Genomic DNA, 15,756 nt, shown 5'->3' on the forward strand with positions numbered 1-15,756 from the left:
CCCCGACGGAAGAGCGGGCCATTATACAGACCTTGTTCCACGACAATCGGACCGACACCTATGTTGCGCAGTTTTCTCATGTTGGCCGCGGTTTTTGGCTTCACAGGCGTGGGGTTGGGCGCCTTTGCCGCTCATGGCCTGAAGGGGCGGCTGTCCGCTGAGTATTTGGCCATCTTTCAAACCGGTGTGCAGTACCAACTGGTCCATGCCTTGGCGCTACTAGGGGTTGCGCTACTGGCAAACCTGTTATCTGGCCGTTTGATTGGCTGGGCGGGTGGTTTGTTCTGCCTGGGTATCCTGTTATTTTCTGGCAGCCTCTATGCACTCACCTTAACCGGCATTCCTCGCCTGGGCATTATCACGCCCTTCGGTGGAGCGGCGTTTCTCGCGGGCTGGGCCTGCCTGGGTGTGGCCGCCTGGCGGCTAGGGTAGCCTTCGCGGGCGAGAGCGCCTTGGTCGTAGCCAGTGATCGGGCTAGAATGCACGCCCCACACGCCAAGGGCGCCCCACATGCGCATTCAGTTGAATGGAGACACCTTTGAGCTGCCCGAGGGCGAAACCATCGCAGGGCTGTTGGCTCGCATGGGTTTGGCCGAGCGGCGGGTCGCGGTAGAGCGGAACCTGGATATCGTACCGCGCAGTGAACACGCCAGCACGCCGCTTAGCGAGGGCGATCAGGTGGAAGTCGTGCAGGCCATCGGTGGCGGCTAGGCCGCTTGCCGCAATGCTTCCCTTACACTACGAGGACCTTCCATGAACACATCACGTAGCGACAAGCCTTTCGTTCTGGCAGGCCGCACCTATCAGTCACGCCTGTTGGTAGGCACCGGCAAATACCGTGACCTGGACGAAACCCGCCAGGCCATTGAGGCCTCGGGCGCGGAGATCGTGACCGTGGCGGTGCGCCGTACCAATATCGGCCAGAACCCAGGCGAGCCCAACCTTCTGGATGTGTTGCCGCCAGATCGCTACACCATCCTGCCCAACACCGCTGGCTGCTATGACGCCATCGAAGCGGTGCGCACCTGTCGCCTGGCCCGCGAACTGCTGGATGGCCACAAACTGGTGAAGCTAGAGGTATTGGCCGATCAGAAAACCTTGTTCCCCAACGTGATCGAAACCCTCAAGGCCGCCGACGTGCTGGTCAAGGAAGGCTTCGACGTAATGGTATACACCAGCGATGACCCCATCATCGCGCGTCAACTGGCGGAAATCGGCTGCATCGCGGTCATGCCTTTGGCGGGTTTGATTGGCACCGGCCTGGGAATCTGCAACCCCTACAACCTTCAGATCATTCTGGAAGAGGCCAAAGTGCCGGTGTTGGTAGATGCGGGCGTAGGTACCGCGTCTGACGCCACCATCGCCATGGAGCTGGGCTGCGAGGCGGTGCTGATGAACTCCGCCATTGCCCACGCGCAATACCCCGTACAAATGGCTGAGGCCATGAAACACGCGATCATTGCCGGGCGTTTGGCCTGGCTTGCCGGTCGCATGCCGAAAAAACTGTATGCCAGCGCGTCTTCGCCGCTCGATGGCCTGATCAAGTAAGAGCCCATGACAGATTTAACCCCTAACCCGGCCCAGGCCGAAGGCACCGAGCCGCATCGGCGCGCAATCAAAAGCTTCGTGATGCGTGCCGGTCGTATGACCGAAGGGCAGCAGCGCGGTCTTGATCAGGGTGGGCCTAGGTTTATCCTGCCATTGGCTGACGCACCTGTGGATTTCGACCACGTGTTCGGCCGCTCGGCGCCACGCACTTTAGAGATTGGCTTTGGCATGGGGCACTCCCTGCTGGAGATGGCCGCGGCGGCGCCTGAGCAGGATTTCATCGGCGTTGAAGTCCATCGCCCTGGCGTAGGCGCGCTGCTCAATGGCGTGCTTACCCAAGGCTTGAGCAATCTGCGGGTGTACGACTGCGATGCGATCGAGGTGCTTAAGCGCTGCATCGCCGACGCCAGCCTGGATCGTTTATTACTATTTTTCCCCGACCCTTGGCACAAAAGCCGCCACCACAAGCGGCGTATTGTGCAACCGGCCTTCGCCGAACAGGTGCGTACCAAGCTCAAGCCCGGCGGTGTGCTGCACATGGCAACCGACTGGGAGCCCTATGCCGATTACATGCTGGACGTGATGAGCGTAGCGCCGGGGTATCGCAACCAGGCCAGCGATGGCCGCTGGGTAGAACGCCCGAGCGAACGCCCGGTTACCAAGTTCGAGCGCCGGGGTGAGCGTTTGGGCCATGGGGTATGGGATTTGAAGTTCGAGCGGGTAGATTGACCAAGGCCGGGCGGAACCTACCGCCTGCAGGAGCGAGCGCAAGCTCGCGAAGAGACGGCACAGGTAATGAACCAATGACGTTCTGTTCGCCAGCTCTGCTGGCTCCTACAGCAATCCCGCTTCGGCTACTTGCGGTCCGCGACCACGCCGATGACCACCAATACCACCAGCAATACCGGCGCCAGGCTGTTGTTGCCGAACTGCTGTAGCCCTTTGAGCACCCAGGGCGTGGCGTAGATCAGCAGTGCTCCGCTGCCTACCATGCACGCCAGCGCCATCATGGGTATGCGCATAAAGCCGCCCATGCTACCAATCTTCTGCTCGCCCCAGGCTTTGACCTGGGCTCCGAACAACACCAGCACGCAACCTACCAACGCCAGGGCGATTTCCGAGAGGTTGCCTCGGCACCAGCGTGAAACGGTCGAAAGCACATCAAAAAGCTGATCCATCCAGGGTCCTTAACTTAAAAACAGTTGCAAAAGGTCATTGAGAAACAGCTGGCCCCGCTCGGTTGCGACCAGGCGCGTCGGTTCGGCCTGCAGCAGCCCCTTGTATTCGGCGCTGCGACGGCCCGCGTCCAGAGCAGACAGGGGCAAGCCGGTGCGTTCGGTAAACAGCAGCGCCGGTACACCCTCCGTCAGGCGCAAAGCATTGATCAGGAATTCAAACGGCAACTCATCCGGCGTCAGGATTTTCTCACCAGCGATATAGGGCTTGGTCAGGTTGAGGTAATCCTTGGGCAGGCGGGTTTTCCACGTACGGCGTATCACTCCATCCAGGCGCGTCAGCTTGCCGTGGGCCCCCGCGCCAATACCAATGAAATCGCCAAAGCTCCAGTAGTTGAGGTTGTGTCGCGCGGCACGCCCTGAACGGGCATAGGCCGAGACTTCGTACTGAGCGAAGCCTGCACTGGCCAAGAGGGCCTGACCTGCCTCCTGGATGTCCCACAGGGTGTCATCCTCGGGCAACTGGGGCGGCTGATTCCAAAACACCGTGTTCGGTTCCAGGGTCAACTGGTACCAAGAGAGGTGGGTCGGGGCCAAGGCGATGGCTTGGCGCAAGTCGTCCAAGGCCTCTTCCAAGCTTTGCCCAGGCAGGCCATGCATAAGGTCCAGGTTGACGTTATCGAACCCTGCCCGCCGAGCCATCTCAGTGGCGCGTAGCGCTTCATCGCCTGTATGAATGCGCCCTAGTGCTTCGAGTTTGCTTGCCTGGAAGCTTTGCACCCCGATCGATAGCCTATTGATACCAATCTTGCGGTAGGCAATGAACTTGCCCTGCTCGAAGGTCCCTGGGTTGGCTTCCAGGGTGATTTCCGCATCCGGCGCCAGGGGGGTGCGTTGAGCAATACCTTCGAGCAAGCGGCCCAGGGCCTGGGCGCTGAACAGGCTAGGTGTACCGCCGCCAAAAAAAATGGACGTGATAGGCCGGCCCAACACGGCTGGCAGTTCACGGTCCAGGTCGTCGAGCAAGGCGCTGACGTAGGCGTCTTCGGGTAGCTCGGGGCCTGCGGCGTGGGAGTTGAAATCACAGTAAGGGCATTTGCGCACGCACCACGGAATGTGGATATACAGCGCCAGCGGCGGCAACGGGCTCATTCGATACCCAAGCGCTGGCGCAGCAAGGCCATGGCCCTGGCCCGGTGGCTTAATTGGTTTTTTTCTGCCGGGGTGAGGTCGGCGCTGGAACACTTACGCTCTGGTACCCAGAACAGCGGATCGTAACCAAAGCCATTGGCGCCGCTGGCCGCAGGCAAAATGCGCCCATGCCATAGCCCCTCGCAGAGGATGGGCAGCGGGTCGTCCGCGTGGCGTACCAAGGCCAACACGCATACGAACTGCGCGCCACGTTCGGCTTCAGGTACACCGTCCAGCGCGGCCAACAGCTTGGCGTTGTTGGCGGTGTCGCCTTGACCGTCAGCGTAGCGGGCCGAGTAAATACCCGGCGCGCCACCCAAGTGGTCCACAGCCAAGCCGGAGTCATCGGCCAAGGCCGGCAAGCCTGACAAGCGCGAAGCGTTGCGCGCTTTGAGGATGGCGTTTTCCACGAAGGATAAACCGGTTTCTTCGGGTTCTAGCTGGCTGAATTCGCCAACTGAGCGCAGTTGCACCCTATCGCCCAGCATTGCTTGAAGCTCTTTGAGTTTGCCAGCGTTATGGCTGGCCAGTACTAATTGGCTGAAGGTCATCATAGGAGGATAAAGACGTTTAATAAGAGGGGCGGTGCTTGATAGCGGCAGGATGCCCCGCGCGGGCCGCCCCGGCAAGCGCACCAGCCCGGTGGTCACACCGCCATGTGCTCGGGTTTGAGTTGAGGGCTGCTCACTCGGTAGATGCCGATTTCACCCAACAGGTTAGGCCAGGCTTTGCTGGCCCAACCGTGGCGGTGCTGGTGGTCAACCGCCAAACGGTCCAATACCCGGGCATTGCGCTCCCTGCACAGTGCTTCGAAATCTTCGAAGGTGCAGAAGTGAATGTTGGGCGTGTTGTACCAAGTGTAGGGCAAGAACTCCGACACCGGCATGCGGCCCTTGGTTGCCAGGTGCCAGCGGCAGCGCCAATGGCCGAAATTGGGGAAGGTAATGATGCACTGGCGCCCGACCCTAAGCATCTCATCGAGAATACGGTCAGGGTACTCCATGGCCTGCAGGGCCTGAGTCATGACCACTACGTCAAAACTGTCGCTGGCAAAGTTGCCCAGCCCTTTATCGACGTTCTGCTCCACCACGTTCACGCCTTTGCGTACGCACTCGTTGATGTTGTCCGGGTCGATTTCCAAGCCATAACCGGTGACGTTCTTATGATCACGCAGCCAGGCCAGGAGCTCACCGTTGCCGCAGCCCAGGTCGAGCACCCGGCTACCGGCCGGTATCCATTCCTGGATAATTTCCAAGTCGGCTCTCATGGGGACCTCAGATCGAAATTCGGTTCATGTAACTACCAAAGGCCTGCAAGTATCGCGGGATGGGGATCAAAAACGCGTCGTGGCCTTGTGGGGCATCGATTTCCAGGTAGGAGACGTTCTTGCGCGCGGCGGTTAGGGCATCAACGATCTCCCGCGAGCGCGCCGGGGAAAAGCGCCAGTCGGTGGTAAAACTCATGATGCAGAAGTCTGCCGTGACCTGGGCCAGGGTTTTTGCCAAGTCATCGTTGTGCGCGGCGGCTGGGTCGAAATAATCCAAAGCCTTTGTCATCAGCAAGTACGTGTTGGCGTCGAAGCGGCCCGAGAACTCTTCGCCTTGGTAGCGCAGGTAGCTTTCGACCTGGAAGGCCACGCTGTGGAAATCATAGGCGAGCTGATCGTGCTTGAGTTCACGGCCGAATTTCTCGCCCATGGAGTCATCGGACAGGTAGGTAATGTGCCCGACCATCCGGGCCAGCATCAGCCCTCGCTTGGGGATCACGCCTTCGGCCTGAAAGTCACCGCCATGAAACTCAGGGTCGGACAGAATCGCCTGGCGCGCGACTTCGTTGAAGGCGATGTTCTGGGCCGATAGCTTGGGTGCCGAGGCGATTGCCACACAATGGCGCAGGCGTTGGGGGTAGCTGATTGCCCATTGCAGAGCCTGCATGCCGCCCAAGCTACCGCCTACCACCGCTGCCCACTGGCCGATGCCTAGGCGGTCAGCCAGGCGGGCCTGGCTGTTGACCCAGTCCTCGACTGTGAGCACCGGGAAGGTCGCGCCGAAGGGCTTGCCGGTCGTAGGGTCAAGGCTACTTGGCCCAGTGGAACCGTTGCACCCGCCCAGATTGTTCAACGCCACCACGAAAAACCGCCGAGTATCGATAGGCTTACCCGGGCCGATGGCGCTGTCCCACCAGCCGGGTTTGCGATCGCTTTCGCTGTGGTAGCCCGCGGCGTGGTGATGGCCCGATAACGCGTGGCAGATCAATACCGCGTTGCTGGCCTCGGCGTTGAGCTGGCCGTAGGTCTCGTACACCAGTTCATAGGCATTGAGCGAGCGGCCACAGGCCAAGGCCAGGGGCTCGTCGAAGTGCGCGACCTGTGGTGTGACCAAACCTACGGAATCTTCGGGGAAGACTGTGGACATCGACCCTGCTCTCACTTAAATGAGGCGTAAGGATAAGGAGGGGGTGCGGAGGGAGCAAGCGCGATTGTGGAGGGGAGGGTGGCTATGCGCGCAATCTTCTGATCCGTAACGACCCGGCCATACCATCGTGTTGAGCCCAGTCGCGGCCGAGGCCGGCTGCTACGGGGTGGTCTGTATGTTCCCGTAGCAGCCGAGCTTGCCCGCGACCAGGGTCTAGATCAGAGTACGGAGGATCTGCGGCATACCGGTCATGGCCGCCAGGTTGTTGATTACCAGCATGTCCAGCAGCTTCAGCACCATGAATGCCAGGATCGGCGAGATATCCAGGCCGCCCAGGTTTGGCAGCATACGCCGGAAGGGCGCTAGTATCGGTTCGCAGATCTGGTTGACCAATTCCGCCCCTGGGTTGTGGCTGGTTGGCGCGACCCACGAGAGGATGACGCTGATGATCATGGCAAAGAAGAAGATGTTCAGGAACAACGCGGTCACCCCAATCAGCGACCAGATGAGCAACTGCACCGGGTTGCCTGTGGTGCCGTAGGCCAGCAGCAGCGTGAGCGCCATAAGTATCATTTGGATGATGATTGCCAGAATCAACGAAGACATGTCCAAGCCGAACAGGCTAGGGATGATCCTGCGCAGCGGGCGTAACAAAGGCTGGGTTGCGCGCACGGCGAACTGGCTCAGCGGGTTGTAGAAATCCGCCCTGACCAATTGCAGTACAAAGCGCAGCAGCACGATGAGCAAGTACAGGCTGCCAATGGTTTGCAGCACATAAATCAACGCAGTGTTTAATCCAATCATCTAAGGCTCCTTAGCGGCCGAGTTGTTCGGCCAATTCCGCCGAGCGATGCGCTGCCGCATCCAGGGCCTTGTGTACCAATGCTTCGAAGCCCCCGGCCTGGAACGTTTTGATGGCGGCTTCGGTGGTGCCTGCCGGGGACGTGACCCGACGGCGAAGTTCGGCGGCATCCACGTCACTGGCGCTAGCCATGTGCGCTGCGCCAAGGGCGGTTTGCAGGGTAAGCCGAGCCGCGGTATCCCCAGGCAAGCCAAGGGCTTTGCCCGCTTGGGTCATGGCTTCGATCAGCAAGAAGAAATACGCTGGGCCGCTGCCGGACACCGCCGTAACGGCATCGAGCTGGGCTTCGGTATCCAGCCATAGCGCTAGCCCGACCGCTTCGAGCAAATGTTCAGCGGCGCCCCTTTGCCGGGGGGTAACGTCAGCGGTGGCGTAAAGGCCGCTCGCGCCCTGACCTACCAGCGAAGGCGTGTTGGGCATGCAGCGCACCAGTGGCCGCTCTCCGAGCCACGCGATCAGGCTGGAGCAAGCAAGGCCAGCGGCAATGGAAACGATCAATTGGTCTGGCCGCAACGCGGGGCGCAGGGCTTCGCACACGGCTCTCATGGCCTGAGGCTTGACCGCCAATACCACTACATCGGCATTGGCCACGGCCGCGGCATTGTCTTCAAAGGTTTCGACGCCATGGGTAGCGCTGATACGTTGGCGCGTTTCGGCACCGGGGTCGCTGGCGGTGATTCGGCTAGGGTCTACCCCTTTGGCGCGCAAGCCGCCAATCAGGCTCGCCGCCATGTTGCCGGCGCCGATGAACGCGATACGTGGTGAGTCCATGGAAAGTCCTATGATTCGGTATTCAAACTGAGGAAGCGGGCACGCCATAGTCGCGCGCGCCGAACAATGCAGTGCCAACACGTACCCAGGTCGCCCCCTGAGCAATGGCGGCTTCGAGGTCTTCGCTCATGCCCATGGACAAAGTGTCCAGGCCTAGATTCAGGCTTTCATTGAGTGCCCTGACTTCGGCGAAGACCGCGTTCTGCCGTGCAGGGTCGGCGCTGGGCTCGGGGATGGCCATCAACCCGCGCAGGCGCAACCCTGGCAGCGCGGCCACGGCCTTGGCCAGCTCGGGGAGGTCTGCCGGCGCGCAACCGGCCTTGCTGGCTTCGCCACTGATGTTCACCTGCAGGCAGATATTGAGCGGCGCAAGCCCGGCAGGCCGTTGCTCGGCCAAACGTTGGGCGATTTTTAGCCGGTCCACCGAGTGCACCCAGTCGAAATGCTCGGCGATGGCGCGGGTTTTATTGGACTGGATAGGCCCAATGAAATGCCAGGTAAGCGTTAGGTCGGCTAATGCCGCTTGCTTGCTCAGCGCTTCTTGCAGGTAATTTTCGCCAACGTCTCTAATCCCGGCGGCATAGGCCTCGCGCAGTGCTTGAGCGGGTTTGGTCTTGCTCACCGCGAGCAGGCCGACGCTGGTTGTATCCCGCCCGGCGGCGCGGGCGGCGGCGTCGATTCGCGCGCTCACCGAGGAAAGGTTGTCTGCTATGGTGGACATAACTTGGCGCCAGCGGCTTTAGGGGTCTGCGGCATTCTACCTGCTTGTCTGTTTTTGGGGAGCCTCATGGACATTACCGAGTTGTTGGCCTTCAGCGCGAAACAGGGCGCTTCGGACCTGCACCTTTCCGCTGGCCTGCCACCGATGATCCGGGTGGACGGCGACGTGCGTCGGATCAACCTGCCGCCCTTGGACCATAAAGCGGTGCAGGGGCTGATCTACGACATCATGAATGACAAGCAGCGCCAGGACTTCGAAGAAGCCATGGAAACGGACTTTTCCTTTGAAGTGCCTGGGGTGGCGCGCTTTCGGGTGAATGCGTTCAACCAGAACCGTGGCGCTGGGGCCGTGTTCCGTACCATTCCGTCAAAGGTACTGAGCATGGAAGATTTAGGCATGGGGGATGTGTTTCGGCGTATTACCGATGTGCCCAGGGGGCTGGTGCTGGTCACGGGCCCTACCGGCTCGGGTAAGTCCACTACCCTGGCGGCGATGATCGACTACCTGAACAACCATAAGCACCACCACATTCTTACCATCGAAGACCCGATCGAGTTCGTCCACGAGTCCAAGAAGTGCCTGGTTAACCAGCGTGAGGTGCACCGCGATACCCTGGGCTTCGCCAATGCGTTGCGCTCGGCGCTGCGTGAAGACCCGGACGTGATTCTGGTGGGGGAAATGCGCGATTTGGAAACCATCCGCCTGGCCCTTACTGCGGCGGAAACGGGCCATTTAGTGTTTGGCACTTTGCACACGACCTCCGCGGCCAAAACCATCGACCGGGTTGTAGATGTGTTCCCAGCCGAAGAGAAGGCCATGGTGCGATCAATGTTGTCCGAGTCGCTGCAAGCGGTGGTGTCGCAAACCCTGCTACGCAAGATAGGCGGAGGGAGGGTCGCGGCTCACGAGATCATGATAGGCACGCCTGCCATCCGTAACCTTATCCGAGAAGATAAGGTCGCCCAGATGTACTCAGCCATTCAAACCGGGGGCTCGTTGGGAATGCAAACCCTCGACGCCTGCTTGAAGGAGCTGCTGAGCAAGGGCTTGATCAGCAAAGAGGCGGCGAGGGAGAAGGCCAAGAGCCCTGATTCGCTTTAGCGCTGGCTTACGCGCAACGTTGGGGCGGCGGTCTGTTTGGGCAGTACGCGCTTGGCCACCACGTAGTGGCTGTTCCAGTAGGGCTTGCTCAGCGTGTCGATGGACACGGCCTTGCCACGGCGGGGCGCATGGATGAACTTGTCATCGCCCATGTAGATAGCCACATGGTTAACCTGGCGGCCTTTGATCTTGAAGAAGATCAGGTCGCCAGGTTTTAGGTCCGCGCGGGCGACTTTGATGCCGTGGCCGTCGGCCATGGCATTGGACGTACGTGGCAAGTTCAGGGCTTTAACATCGTTAAACGCATACTTGACCAAGCCGCTGCAATCGAAGCCCTTGCTTGGGCTGCTGCCACCCCATTTATAAGGGGTGCCCAGTACATTCACTGCGCGGCTAAGCACTGCATTGCTCTGGCGCGAAGCCATTTGCGCGGTGGCGGCTTGAGCAGAGTGGGGGGCTGACTTGTACAGCTTGCGTACTGGAGGGCGGGGGGCGGATTGGGTGTTGCCAGCTTGCGCGGTATAGCCTGAGAAGCTGGAGGGAAGCGATTGCTCACGGTTGGAGGCGTAAGCGGCCAGTGGACATAAAAGGCAAATAGTTAGCCATGTCTTGATCATTAGGTGCATTAGGCAGGGCTCAGTAGGTTGGCGCGAAACTTTATAACAGCTTTTTTGGCCAGGTTTGGGCCGCTGGTCGATGCGTCATCGAGCCAGGGCGAACCATTTCTAAGAATTCCTGTCTATGTTTGTCACCCAGCCCCCGTAATAGCGGCCTCTGCCGCCATTCGAGCTCGCCTGACCGCTTGTCGGAAAGCCGCGTAAAAGTCACACTCCTTCCAAGAAATTTTAATAATCGGGAGGCACGTCACACTTTATGAATACCTATCACCATGAGCCCCAACTGCACGATACCCACAGTATTGTGTTCGGATATGCGCTTTGGATTTTCGGATTCACTGGCGCCCATCGTTTTTATTATGGCAAGCCAGTGACCGGCACCTTGTGGTTCCTCACCTTTGGGTTGTTCGGCATTGGTTGGCTGATTGACCTGTTCCTCATCCCGGCCATGGACCGCCAGGCCGACCTGCGCTTCAACAGCGGCCCGCTCGATTACAACATCGCCTGGCTGTTGCTGACCTTCCTTGGCCTGTTCGGCGTGCACCGGCTGTACCAGCGCAAATGGATCACCGCCGTGCTCTACTTCTTCACGGGCGGGTTGTTTTTGGTGGGCGTGCTGTACGACTTCTGGACACTCAACAGCCAGGTGTCCCAGAGGAACTTAGAGGCGTATCGCGGGTAGGCGCTAGCAAAGCTAGCGAACGCGGTGTCTTAGCCAACGACGAGACGAGCTTTAGAACCAGATCGCCAACTGTCGTTGGCTCCTACACACGCTGGCGAGCAGTGCCGCAATGCCCGCCCAGGCATGCTTACGCTTGGTGGCTGATCTTCCCACCCATCAAGGTATAACGTACCGCTCCAGGCAAGCAGTGGCCTTGGAAGGGGTTGTTCTGCCCGCGCGACAGCCATTGCTCCCCAGCCACGGTGGTAGCGCCGGGGTCGAACAGCACGAGGTCTGCGGCGCCACCTACCTTGAGTTCACCCACAGGCAACCGCAACGCCTTGGCCGGGCCATGGGTCAAGCGGGCGAGCAGGGCAGGCAGGGTCAGCACGCCTTCCGCTACCAACGTCAGCGCCAGCGGCAGCAATAGCTCAACACTGCTGATGCCAGGCTCGGTAGCGCCGAAGGGCGCTTGCTTGGCGTCGCGCTCATGGGGTTGGTGATGGCTGGAGATGGCCTGGATCACACCCGCGCGTACGGCTTCGCGCAGGCCGTCACGGTCCTTGCGGGTACGTAGCGGGGGTTGCACGTGGTACAGGCTGGAAAAGCCTGTGAGCGCTTCGTCCGTCAGGATCAGTTGGTAAAGCGCCACGTCAGCGGTCACTGGCAAACCCCGGGCCTGCGCCTGGGCGATCATCTCAGCACCCCGTGCCGTGGTGAGTTGGCTGAAGTGCGCACGTACACCGCTTTGTTCTACCAGCAACAAGTCCCGAGCCAAGGCCACGGTTTCAGCGGTTTCCGGCACCCCGGTCAGGCCGAGAAAGCTGGCCGTTGGGCCTTCATGGGCCAGGCCGCCCGCTGCGAGGTCTCGGTCCTGAGAGTTGAACATCACCGTCAGGTCGAAGGTAGCCGCATATTCCAAGGCGCGGCACAGGGTGCGCGTATTGGGGAAGTTATTCAGCCCATTACCGAAAGCCACGCAGCCGGCGTCGCGCAGGGCGATCAGTTCGGCCAGTTGTTCGCCTTCCAACCCCTTGCTCAGGGCCCCTACCGGGAACACCCGGCAATGGCCAGCGTCCTGGGCACGGTCCAGTATCAGTTCGGCCACCGCCGAGGTATCCAGTACGGGGCGAGTTTGGGGTGGGCAGCACAGGGCCGTCACGCCGCCTGCGGCCGCCGCCCGGGTTTCGCTGGCGATGGTGCCTTTACGGCTGTAACCCGGTTCGCGCAGGGCTACGTTCAGGTCCACCAGCCCTGGCGCGGCAATCAGCCCCTGTGCCTGTAGCTGTTGATCTGCCACGAACCCCACCGGGGCCGTGCCGATGGCAACGACTAGGCCGTCGGCGATATGCAGGTCTGCCAGTTGATCAAGGTTCGAGGCAGGGTCGATAACCTGGGCGCCAATGATGCTTACACTCACTTAGAGGTCTCCTGCTCGATCTGCCGCTGGGCCGCTTGGCCACTCATGGCCATGGACAGCACCGCCATGCGTACGGCAATGCCATACGTGACTTGGTTAAGAATCACCGACTGCGGGCCGTCGGCCACCGCGGATTCAATCTCTACGCCACGGTTGATAGGGCCGGGGTGCATCACGATGGCATCCGGGCGGGCCAGGGCCAGGCGTTGCGTGGTCAGGCCGAACAAGCGGTAGAACTCACCCTCGCTCGGCAGCAGGCCGCCTTGCATGCGCTCACGCTGCAGGCGCAGCATGATCACTACGTCTACGTCCTTCAGCCCCTGGGCCAGATCGGTGTACACCTTCACACCGTATTGCTCGATACCCACCGGAAGCAGGGTTTTTGGCGCGATCACGCGAATTTCCGGGCAGCCCAAAGCCTTGAGGGCGATCATGTTGGAGCGCGCTACCCGCGAGTGGAGAATGTCCCCCACAATGGCCACCGACAAGTGCTCGAACCCGCCTTTATGGCGGCGGATGGTCAGCATGTCCAGCATGCCCTGGGTAGGATGAGCATGGCGGCCATCACCGCCATTGATCACGGCCACCTCGGGGCTCACATGCTCGGCGATATAGTGCGCCGCGCCGGAGTCGGCATGGCGCACCACGAACATGTCAGCGGCCATGGCTTCGAGGTTACGCAAGGTATCGAACAGGGTCTCGCCCTTACTGGTGGAGGAGGTGGACACGTTCAGGGTGATCACATCCGCCGACAGCCGCTGGGCCGCCAGTTCGAAGGTGGTTCGGGTGCGGGTGGAGTTCTCGAAGAACACGTTGCACACCGTTTTACCGCGTAGCAATGGGACTTTTTTCACCGCTCGCGCGCCTACCTCAAGGAAGGAGTCGGCGGTGTCGAGAATTTCAGTGAGTAGCGCGCGGGGCAGGCCGTCAAGGGAGAGGAAATGCCGTAGCTGACCCTGGTCGTTGAGCTGCAAGGGGCGCTTGGCGTCGGTTGGCATCATCGAGGGGACTCTTGAAGGCTAGAGGCGGTGTTGAGAGCCTGACGCTCCAGAGCGAGCGGGGCAGGGCCGATCAATTTTACCCGTTCATCCGGGCCCAGGGCCAGGGTAGCGCCAACGATGTCTGGGCGGATGGGCAATTCGCCAGCGTTCAGGTCCAGCAGGCTGATCAGGGTCACACTGGCCGGGCGGCCATAGTCGAACAGCTCATTAAGGGCAGCGCGTACTGTACGGCCACTCATCAACACGTCATCGATCAATACCAAGTGCTGGCCTTCGATTTCAAACGGCAATTCAGAGGGCCGAACCTGAGGGTGCAGGCCGTTCTGGCTGAAATCGTCGCGATAAAAGGAAACGTCCAGGGTGCCCAGGGGCGCATCGCTGCCCAGGCGTTCGAGAAGCGCCTTGGCGACCCACACACCGCCGGTGCGTATGCCAATGAAACGTGGTGTTTCGATCTTCCGGGCTTGCAGCCTGTCGGCCAGGGCGCTGGCCATCTGATCGATCAGGTCGGCGGGGTTGGGTAAGGTCATGCACGCTCCAAAGGGCCGCACCCGGCGGCCCGGCAGGTCAGGATTCAGAACGGCGGGCGGCATTGGCTTCCAGCCAGCCCTCCAATAACAGACGGGCAGCGATGGCGTCCACGGGGTTGTCCCGGTAACTGCCACCGCGCTGCCCTCGGGCCATCTGCTCACCCTTGGCCTCGAAGGTGGTCAGCCGTTCGTCGTGGGTGTGGACTGGCAGGTTGAAGCGGCCATTGAGCTGACGCGCGAACCGCTCAGCGCGGGCGCTCATGTCGCTAGGCGTGCCATCCATGTTCAACGGCAAGCCCACCACTAAGGCGTCGGGCTTCCACTCCTTGAGCAGGGCTTCGACCCGCGGCCAATCCGGTACGCCATTCTGCGCCTTGAGTACGCACAATTCACGGGCCTGGCCGGTGATGACCTGGCCCACGGCCAGGCCAATCTGTTTGCTGCCATAGTCGAAACCCAGCAGTAAGCGTACGGCCATCAGGCGTGGCCCGCCTGGCTGGTAAGCAGGCTCAGGTTCACGCCCAGCCGCGCCGCGGCGGCCCCCAGGCGCTGTTCATTGGGCACAGCAAAGAGGATATCGGCATCGAAGGGGCAACTGAGCCAAGCGTTCTCAGCAAATTCTTTTTCCAACTGGCCCGCTTCCCAGCCTGCGTAGCCCAAGGTAATGAGGCTATGTTCAGGGCCACTGCCGTCGGCGATGGCGAACAGCACGTCCTGGGAGGTAGACAGCGACACGCCACCTAGCTCCACGGTCGCGTCGAACACCGGGCCGCTGGTGTGCAGCACGAACCCACGGTCCATCTGCACTGGCCCGCCACCGTACACCGGCACTAGTTGCGAAGACAGCGGCGGCGCAGAGTCCGGGCGCAGTTGTTCGAGGATATCGGCCAGGTTGAGCTCCTGCGGCCGATTGACCACCAGGCCCATGGCGCCATGCTCGGTATGCTCGACGATATAGGTGAGGGTTTGCGCGAAGTTCGGATCGGCCATGTGCGGCATGGCGATCAGGAACTGGTGCTTGAGGTAGCTGGTTTCAAGGGTTTTCATAGGCGTAGTTTGGCGCTGCCTTGAGGGGCTTACAAGTGGCGAAAGAGGGTTATGCCCCCAGCGTCAGTGCTGTGCTGGGCGGGCCTGAGGGAAAGAGTGAAACCGTACAGGTTCGTATGAGAACGCGCTATGAAGTTCCCTCACTCGGCAAGGGGCCGTGGGCAACCAGCAGCGCGCCATGCAGATGATTGAACGCTTTGTGCGCTTGCTACCGGAAAACCGGCGGCGGCATGCCTTGGGTAGGAAGGACGAACTGCGGCAGCGAAGCGTATAGCTGCTACAGGACAGGGGCCGCCACTGTCGTTTCAAGATCGGCCATGCCGCGGCTAAGAATAATGCTGCAGCGCACGAGAGCGCTATTGGTAGGCCTTGGCTACTACTGGTCATTAGCATTGCGCTGACCAGTGGCCCTAGGAGACTGCCTACGCCCCACAACAGACCAGCACTGGCGTTAGCAGTAATCAAATCGGCGCCAGAGAAGCGCTCACCGATCAAGATAATCGCCAGCGTATACACGCCTCCTGCGACAGCCCTTAATACCGTCAGAATAAACCACAAAACAGGGCCTGCCCCCATTAACCATGGTAGGCACACACCGATCAACAACGAGAGAGCCCCGCACCCTAAGTAGAGGAACGGCCGGGGGAAGCTGATCCGATAACCAGCCTAGGGGGATCTGCAAAGCAGCATCCCCCAA

At 60.7% G+C, this 15,756-nt stretch carries 20 protein-coding genes; 6 read left to right on the top strand and 14 right to left on the bottom strand.

Annotated features, from left to right (window positions below; translation table 11 throughout):
• The first annotated feature begins 60 nt into the window (after positions 1-60).
• From ACWKV4_RS03215 to trmB, 4 genes are all read left to right on the top strand, one after another.
• A complete protein-coding gene (locus tag ACWKV4_RS03215) occupies positions 61-432 on the top strand; it encodes a DUF423 domain-containing protein (RefSeq protein WP_483831135.1) in 372 nt (123 codons plus the stop codon).
• Between the two features lie 78 nt (positions 433-510).
• Positions 511-711, top strand: coding sequence for a sulfur carrier protein ThiS (gene thiS, locus ACWKV4_RS03220; RefSeq protein ID WP_483831134.1), 201 nt, complete (start codon positions 511-513; stop codon positions 709-711).
• A 42-nt stretch (positions 712-753) separates the two neighbouring features.
• A complete protein-coding gene (locus ACWKV4_RS03225; RefSeq protein WP_483831133.1) occupies positions 754-1,548 on the top strand; it encodes a thiazole synthase in 795 nt (264 codons plus the stop codon).
• 6 nt (positions 1,549-1,554) lie between these two features.
• Positions 1,555-2,277 (top strand): tRNA (guanosine(46)-N7)-methyltransferase TrmB, encoded by a 723-nt coding sequence (gene trmB, locus ACWKV4_RS03230; RefSeq protein ID WP_483831132.1) that lies wholly within the window; start codon positions 1,555-1,557, stop codon positions 2,275-2,277.
• 125 nt (positions 2,278-2,402) lie between these two features.
• On the opposite strand, the gene ACWKV4_RS03235 is transcribed toward trmB, so the two are convergent.
• From ACWKV4_RS03235 to ACWKV4_RS03270, 8 genes are all read right to left on the bottom strand, one after another.
• Positions 2,403-2,726 (bottom strand): DUF3392 family protein, encoded by a 324-nt coding sequence (locus ACWKV4_RS03235; protein ID WP_483831131.1) that lies wholly within the window; start codon positions 2,724-2,726, stop codon positions 2,403-2,405.
• A gap of 9 nt (positions 2,727-2,735) precedes the next feature.
• Entirely contained in the window at positions 2,736-3,875 is a 1,140-nt protein-coding gene (hemW, locus tag ACWKV4_RS03240; protein WP_483831130.1) for a radical SAM family heme chaperone HemW, read from the bottom strand.
• Positions 3,872-4,468, bottom strand: a complete 597-nt coding sequence (gene rdgB / locus ACWKV4_RS03245) for an RdgB/HAM1 family non-canonical purine NTP pyrophosphatase (protein ID WP_483831129.1) — start codon at positions 4,466-4,468, stop codon at positions 3,872-3,874. The genes hemW and rdgB overlap by 4 nt, the downstream gene beginning before the upstream one ends.
• Positions 4,469-4,560: 92 nt before the next feature.
• Positions 4,561-5,181 carry a methionine biosynthesis protein MetW gene (metW, locus tag ACWKV4_RS03250; protein WP_483831128.1) on the bottom strand — a complete coding sequence of 207 codons (621 nt, stop codon included), beginning with the start codon at positions 5,179-5,181 and terminating at the stop codon, positions 4,561-4,563.
• A gap of 7 nt (positions 5,182-5,188) precedes the next feature.
• A complete protein-coding gene (metX, locus tag ACWKV4_RS03255; RefSeq protein WP_483831127.1) occupies positions 5,189-6,328 on the bottom strand; it encodes a homoserine O-succinyltransferase MetX in 1,140 nt (379 codons plus the stop codon).
• A 213-nt stretch (positions 6,329-6,541) separates the two neighbouring features.
• Positions 6,542-7,132, bottom strand: coding sequence for a YggT family protein (locus tag ACWKV4_RS03260; RefSeq protein ID WP_483831126.1), 591 nt, complete (start codon positions 7,130-7,132; stop codon positions 6,542-6,544).
• Positions 7,133-7,142: 10 nt separating this feature from the next.
• Positions 7,143-7,961: a pyrroline-5-carboxylate reductase gene (proC, locus tag ACWKV4_RS03265; RefSeq protein ID WP_483831125.1), complete on the bottom strand. Its 819-nt coding sequence runs from the start codon at positions 7,959-7,961 to the stop codon at positions 7,143-7,145.
• Between the two features lie 22 nt (positions 7,962-7,983).
• A complete protein-coding gene (locus ACWKV4_RS03270) occupies positions 7,984-8,682 on the bottom strand; it encodes a YggS family pyridoxal phosphate-dependent enzyme (RefSeq protein ID WP_483831124.1) in 699 nt (232 codons plus the stop codon).
• A gap of 66 nt (positions 8,683-8,748) precedes the next feature.
• Here ACWKV4_RS03270 and ACWKV4_RS03275 point away from each other — a divergent pair, with 66 nt between their 5' ends.
• Entirely contained in the window at positions 8,749-9,783 is a 1,035-nt protein-coding gene (locus ACWKV4_RS03275) for a type IV pilus twitching motility protein PilT (RefSeq protein WP_483831123.1), read from the top strand.
• On the opposite strand, the gene ACWKV4_RS03280 is transcribed toward ACWKV4_RS03275, so the two are convergent.
• Positions 9,780-10,409 carry a C40 family peptidase gene (locus ACWKV4_RS03280; RefSeq protein WP_483831122.1) on the bottom strand — a complete coding sequence of 210 codons (630 nt, stop codon included), beginning with the start codon at positions 10,407-10,409 and terminating at the stop codon, positions 9,780-9,782. The two genes, ACWKV4_RS03275 and ACWKV4_RS03280, sit on opposite strands and share 4 nt — an antisense overlap.
• A gap of 247 nt (positions 10,410-10,656) precedes the next feature.
• Between ACWKV4_RS03280 and ACWKV4_RS03285 the strand changes: the two genes are divergently transcribed.
• Positions 10,657-11,082, top strand: coding sequence for a TM2 domain-containing protein (locus ACWKV4_RS03285; protein ID WP_483831121.1), 426 nt, complete (start codon positions 10,657-10,659; stop codon positions 11,080-11,082).
• Positions 11,083-11,209: 127 nt separating this feature from the next.
• Here ACWKV4_RS03285 and ACWKV4_RS03290 read toward each other — a convergent pair whose 3' ends face one another.
• The 5 genes from ACWKV4_RS03290 to ACWKV4_RS03310 are packed head-to-tail and all read right to left on the bottom strand — an operon-like array spanning position 11,210 to position 15,059.
• A complete protein-coding gene (locus ACWKV4_RS03290) occupies positions 11,210-12,481 on the bottom strand; it encodes a dihydroorotase (RefSeq protein WP_483831120.1) in 1,272 nt (423 codons plus the stop codon).
• Positions 12,478-13,479 carry an aspartate carbamoyltransferase catalytic subunit gene (locus ACWKV4_RS03295; RefSeq protein ID WP_483831199.1) on the bottom strand — a complete coding sequence of 334 codons (1,002 nt, stop codon included), beginning with the start codon at positions 13,477-13,479 and terminating at the stop codon, positions 12,478-12,480. Before ACWKV4_RS03295 ends, ACWKV4_RS03290 begins: the two co-directional genes overlap by 4 nt.
• Complete coding sequence (gene pyrR / locus ACWKV4_RS03300) at positions 13,479-14,012, bottom strand: bifunctional pyr operon transcriptional regulator/uracil phosphoribosyltransferase PyrR (protein WP_483831119.1); 534 nt, start codon at positions 14,010-14,012, stop codon at positions 13,479-13,481. Before pyrR ends, ACWKV4_RS03295 begins: the two co-directional genes overlap by 1 nt.
• Positions 14,013-14,049: 37 nt before the next feature.
• Positions 14,050-14,490: a Holliday junction resolvase RuvX gene (ruvX, locus tag ACWKV4_RS03305; RefSeq protein WP_483831118.1), complete on the bottom strand. Its 441-nt coding sequence runs from the start codon at positions 14,488-14,490 to the stop codon at positions 14,050-14,052.
• Positions 14,490-15,059: a YqgE/AlgH family protein gene (locus ACWKV4_RS03310; protein ID WP_483831117.1), complete on the bottom strand. Its 570-nt coding sequence runs from the start codon at positions 15,057-15,059 to the stop codon at positions 14,490-14,492. The genes ruvX and ACWKV4_RS03310 overlap by 1 nt, the downstream gene beginning before the upstream one ends.
• Positions 15,060-15,756: the final 697 nt, after the last annotated feature.

The organism is Pseudomonas artemisiae, from assembly GCF_057128685.1.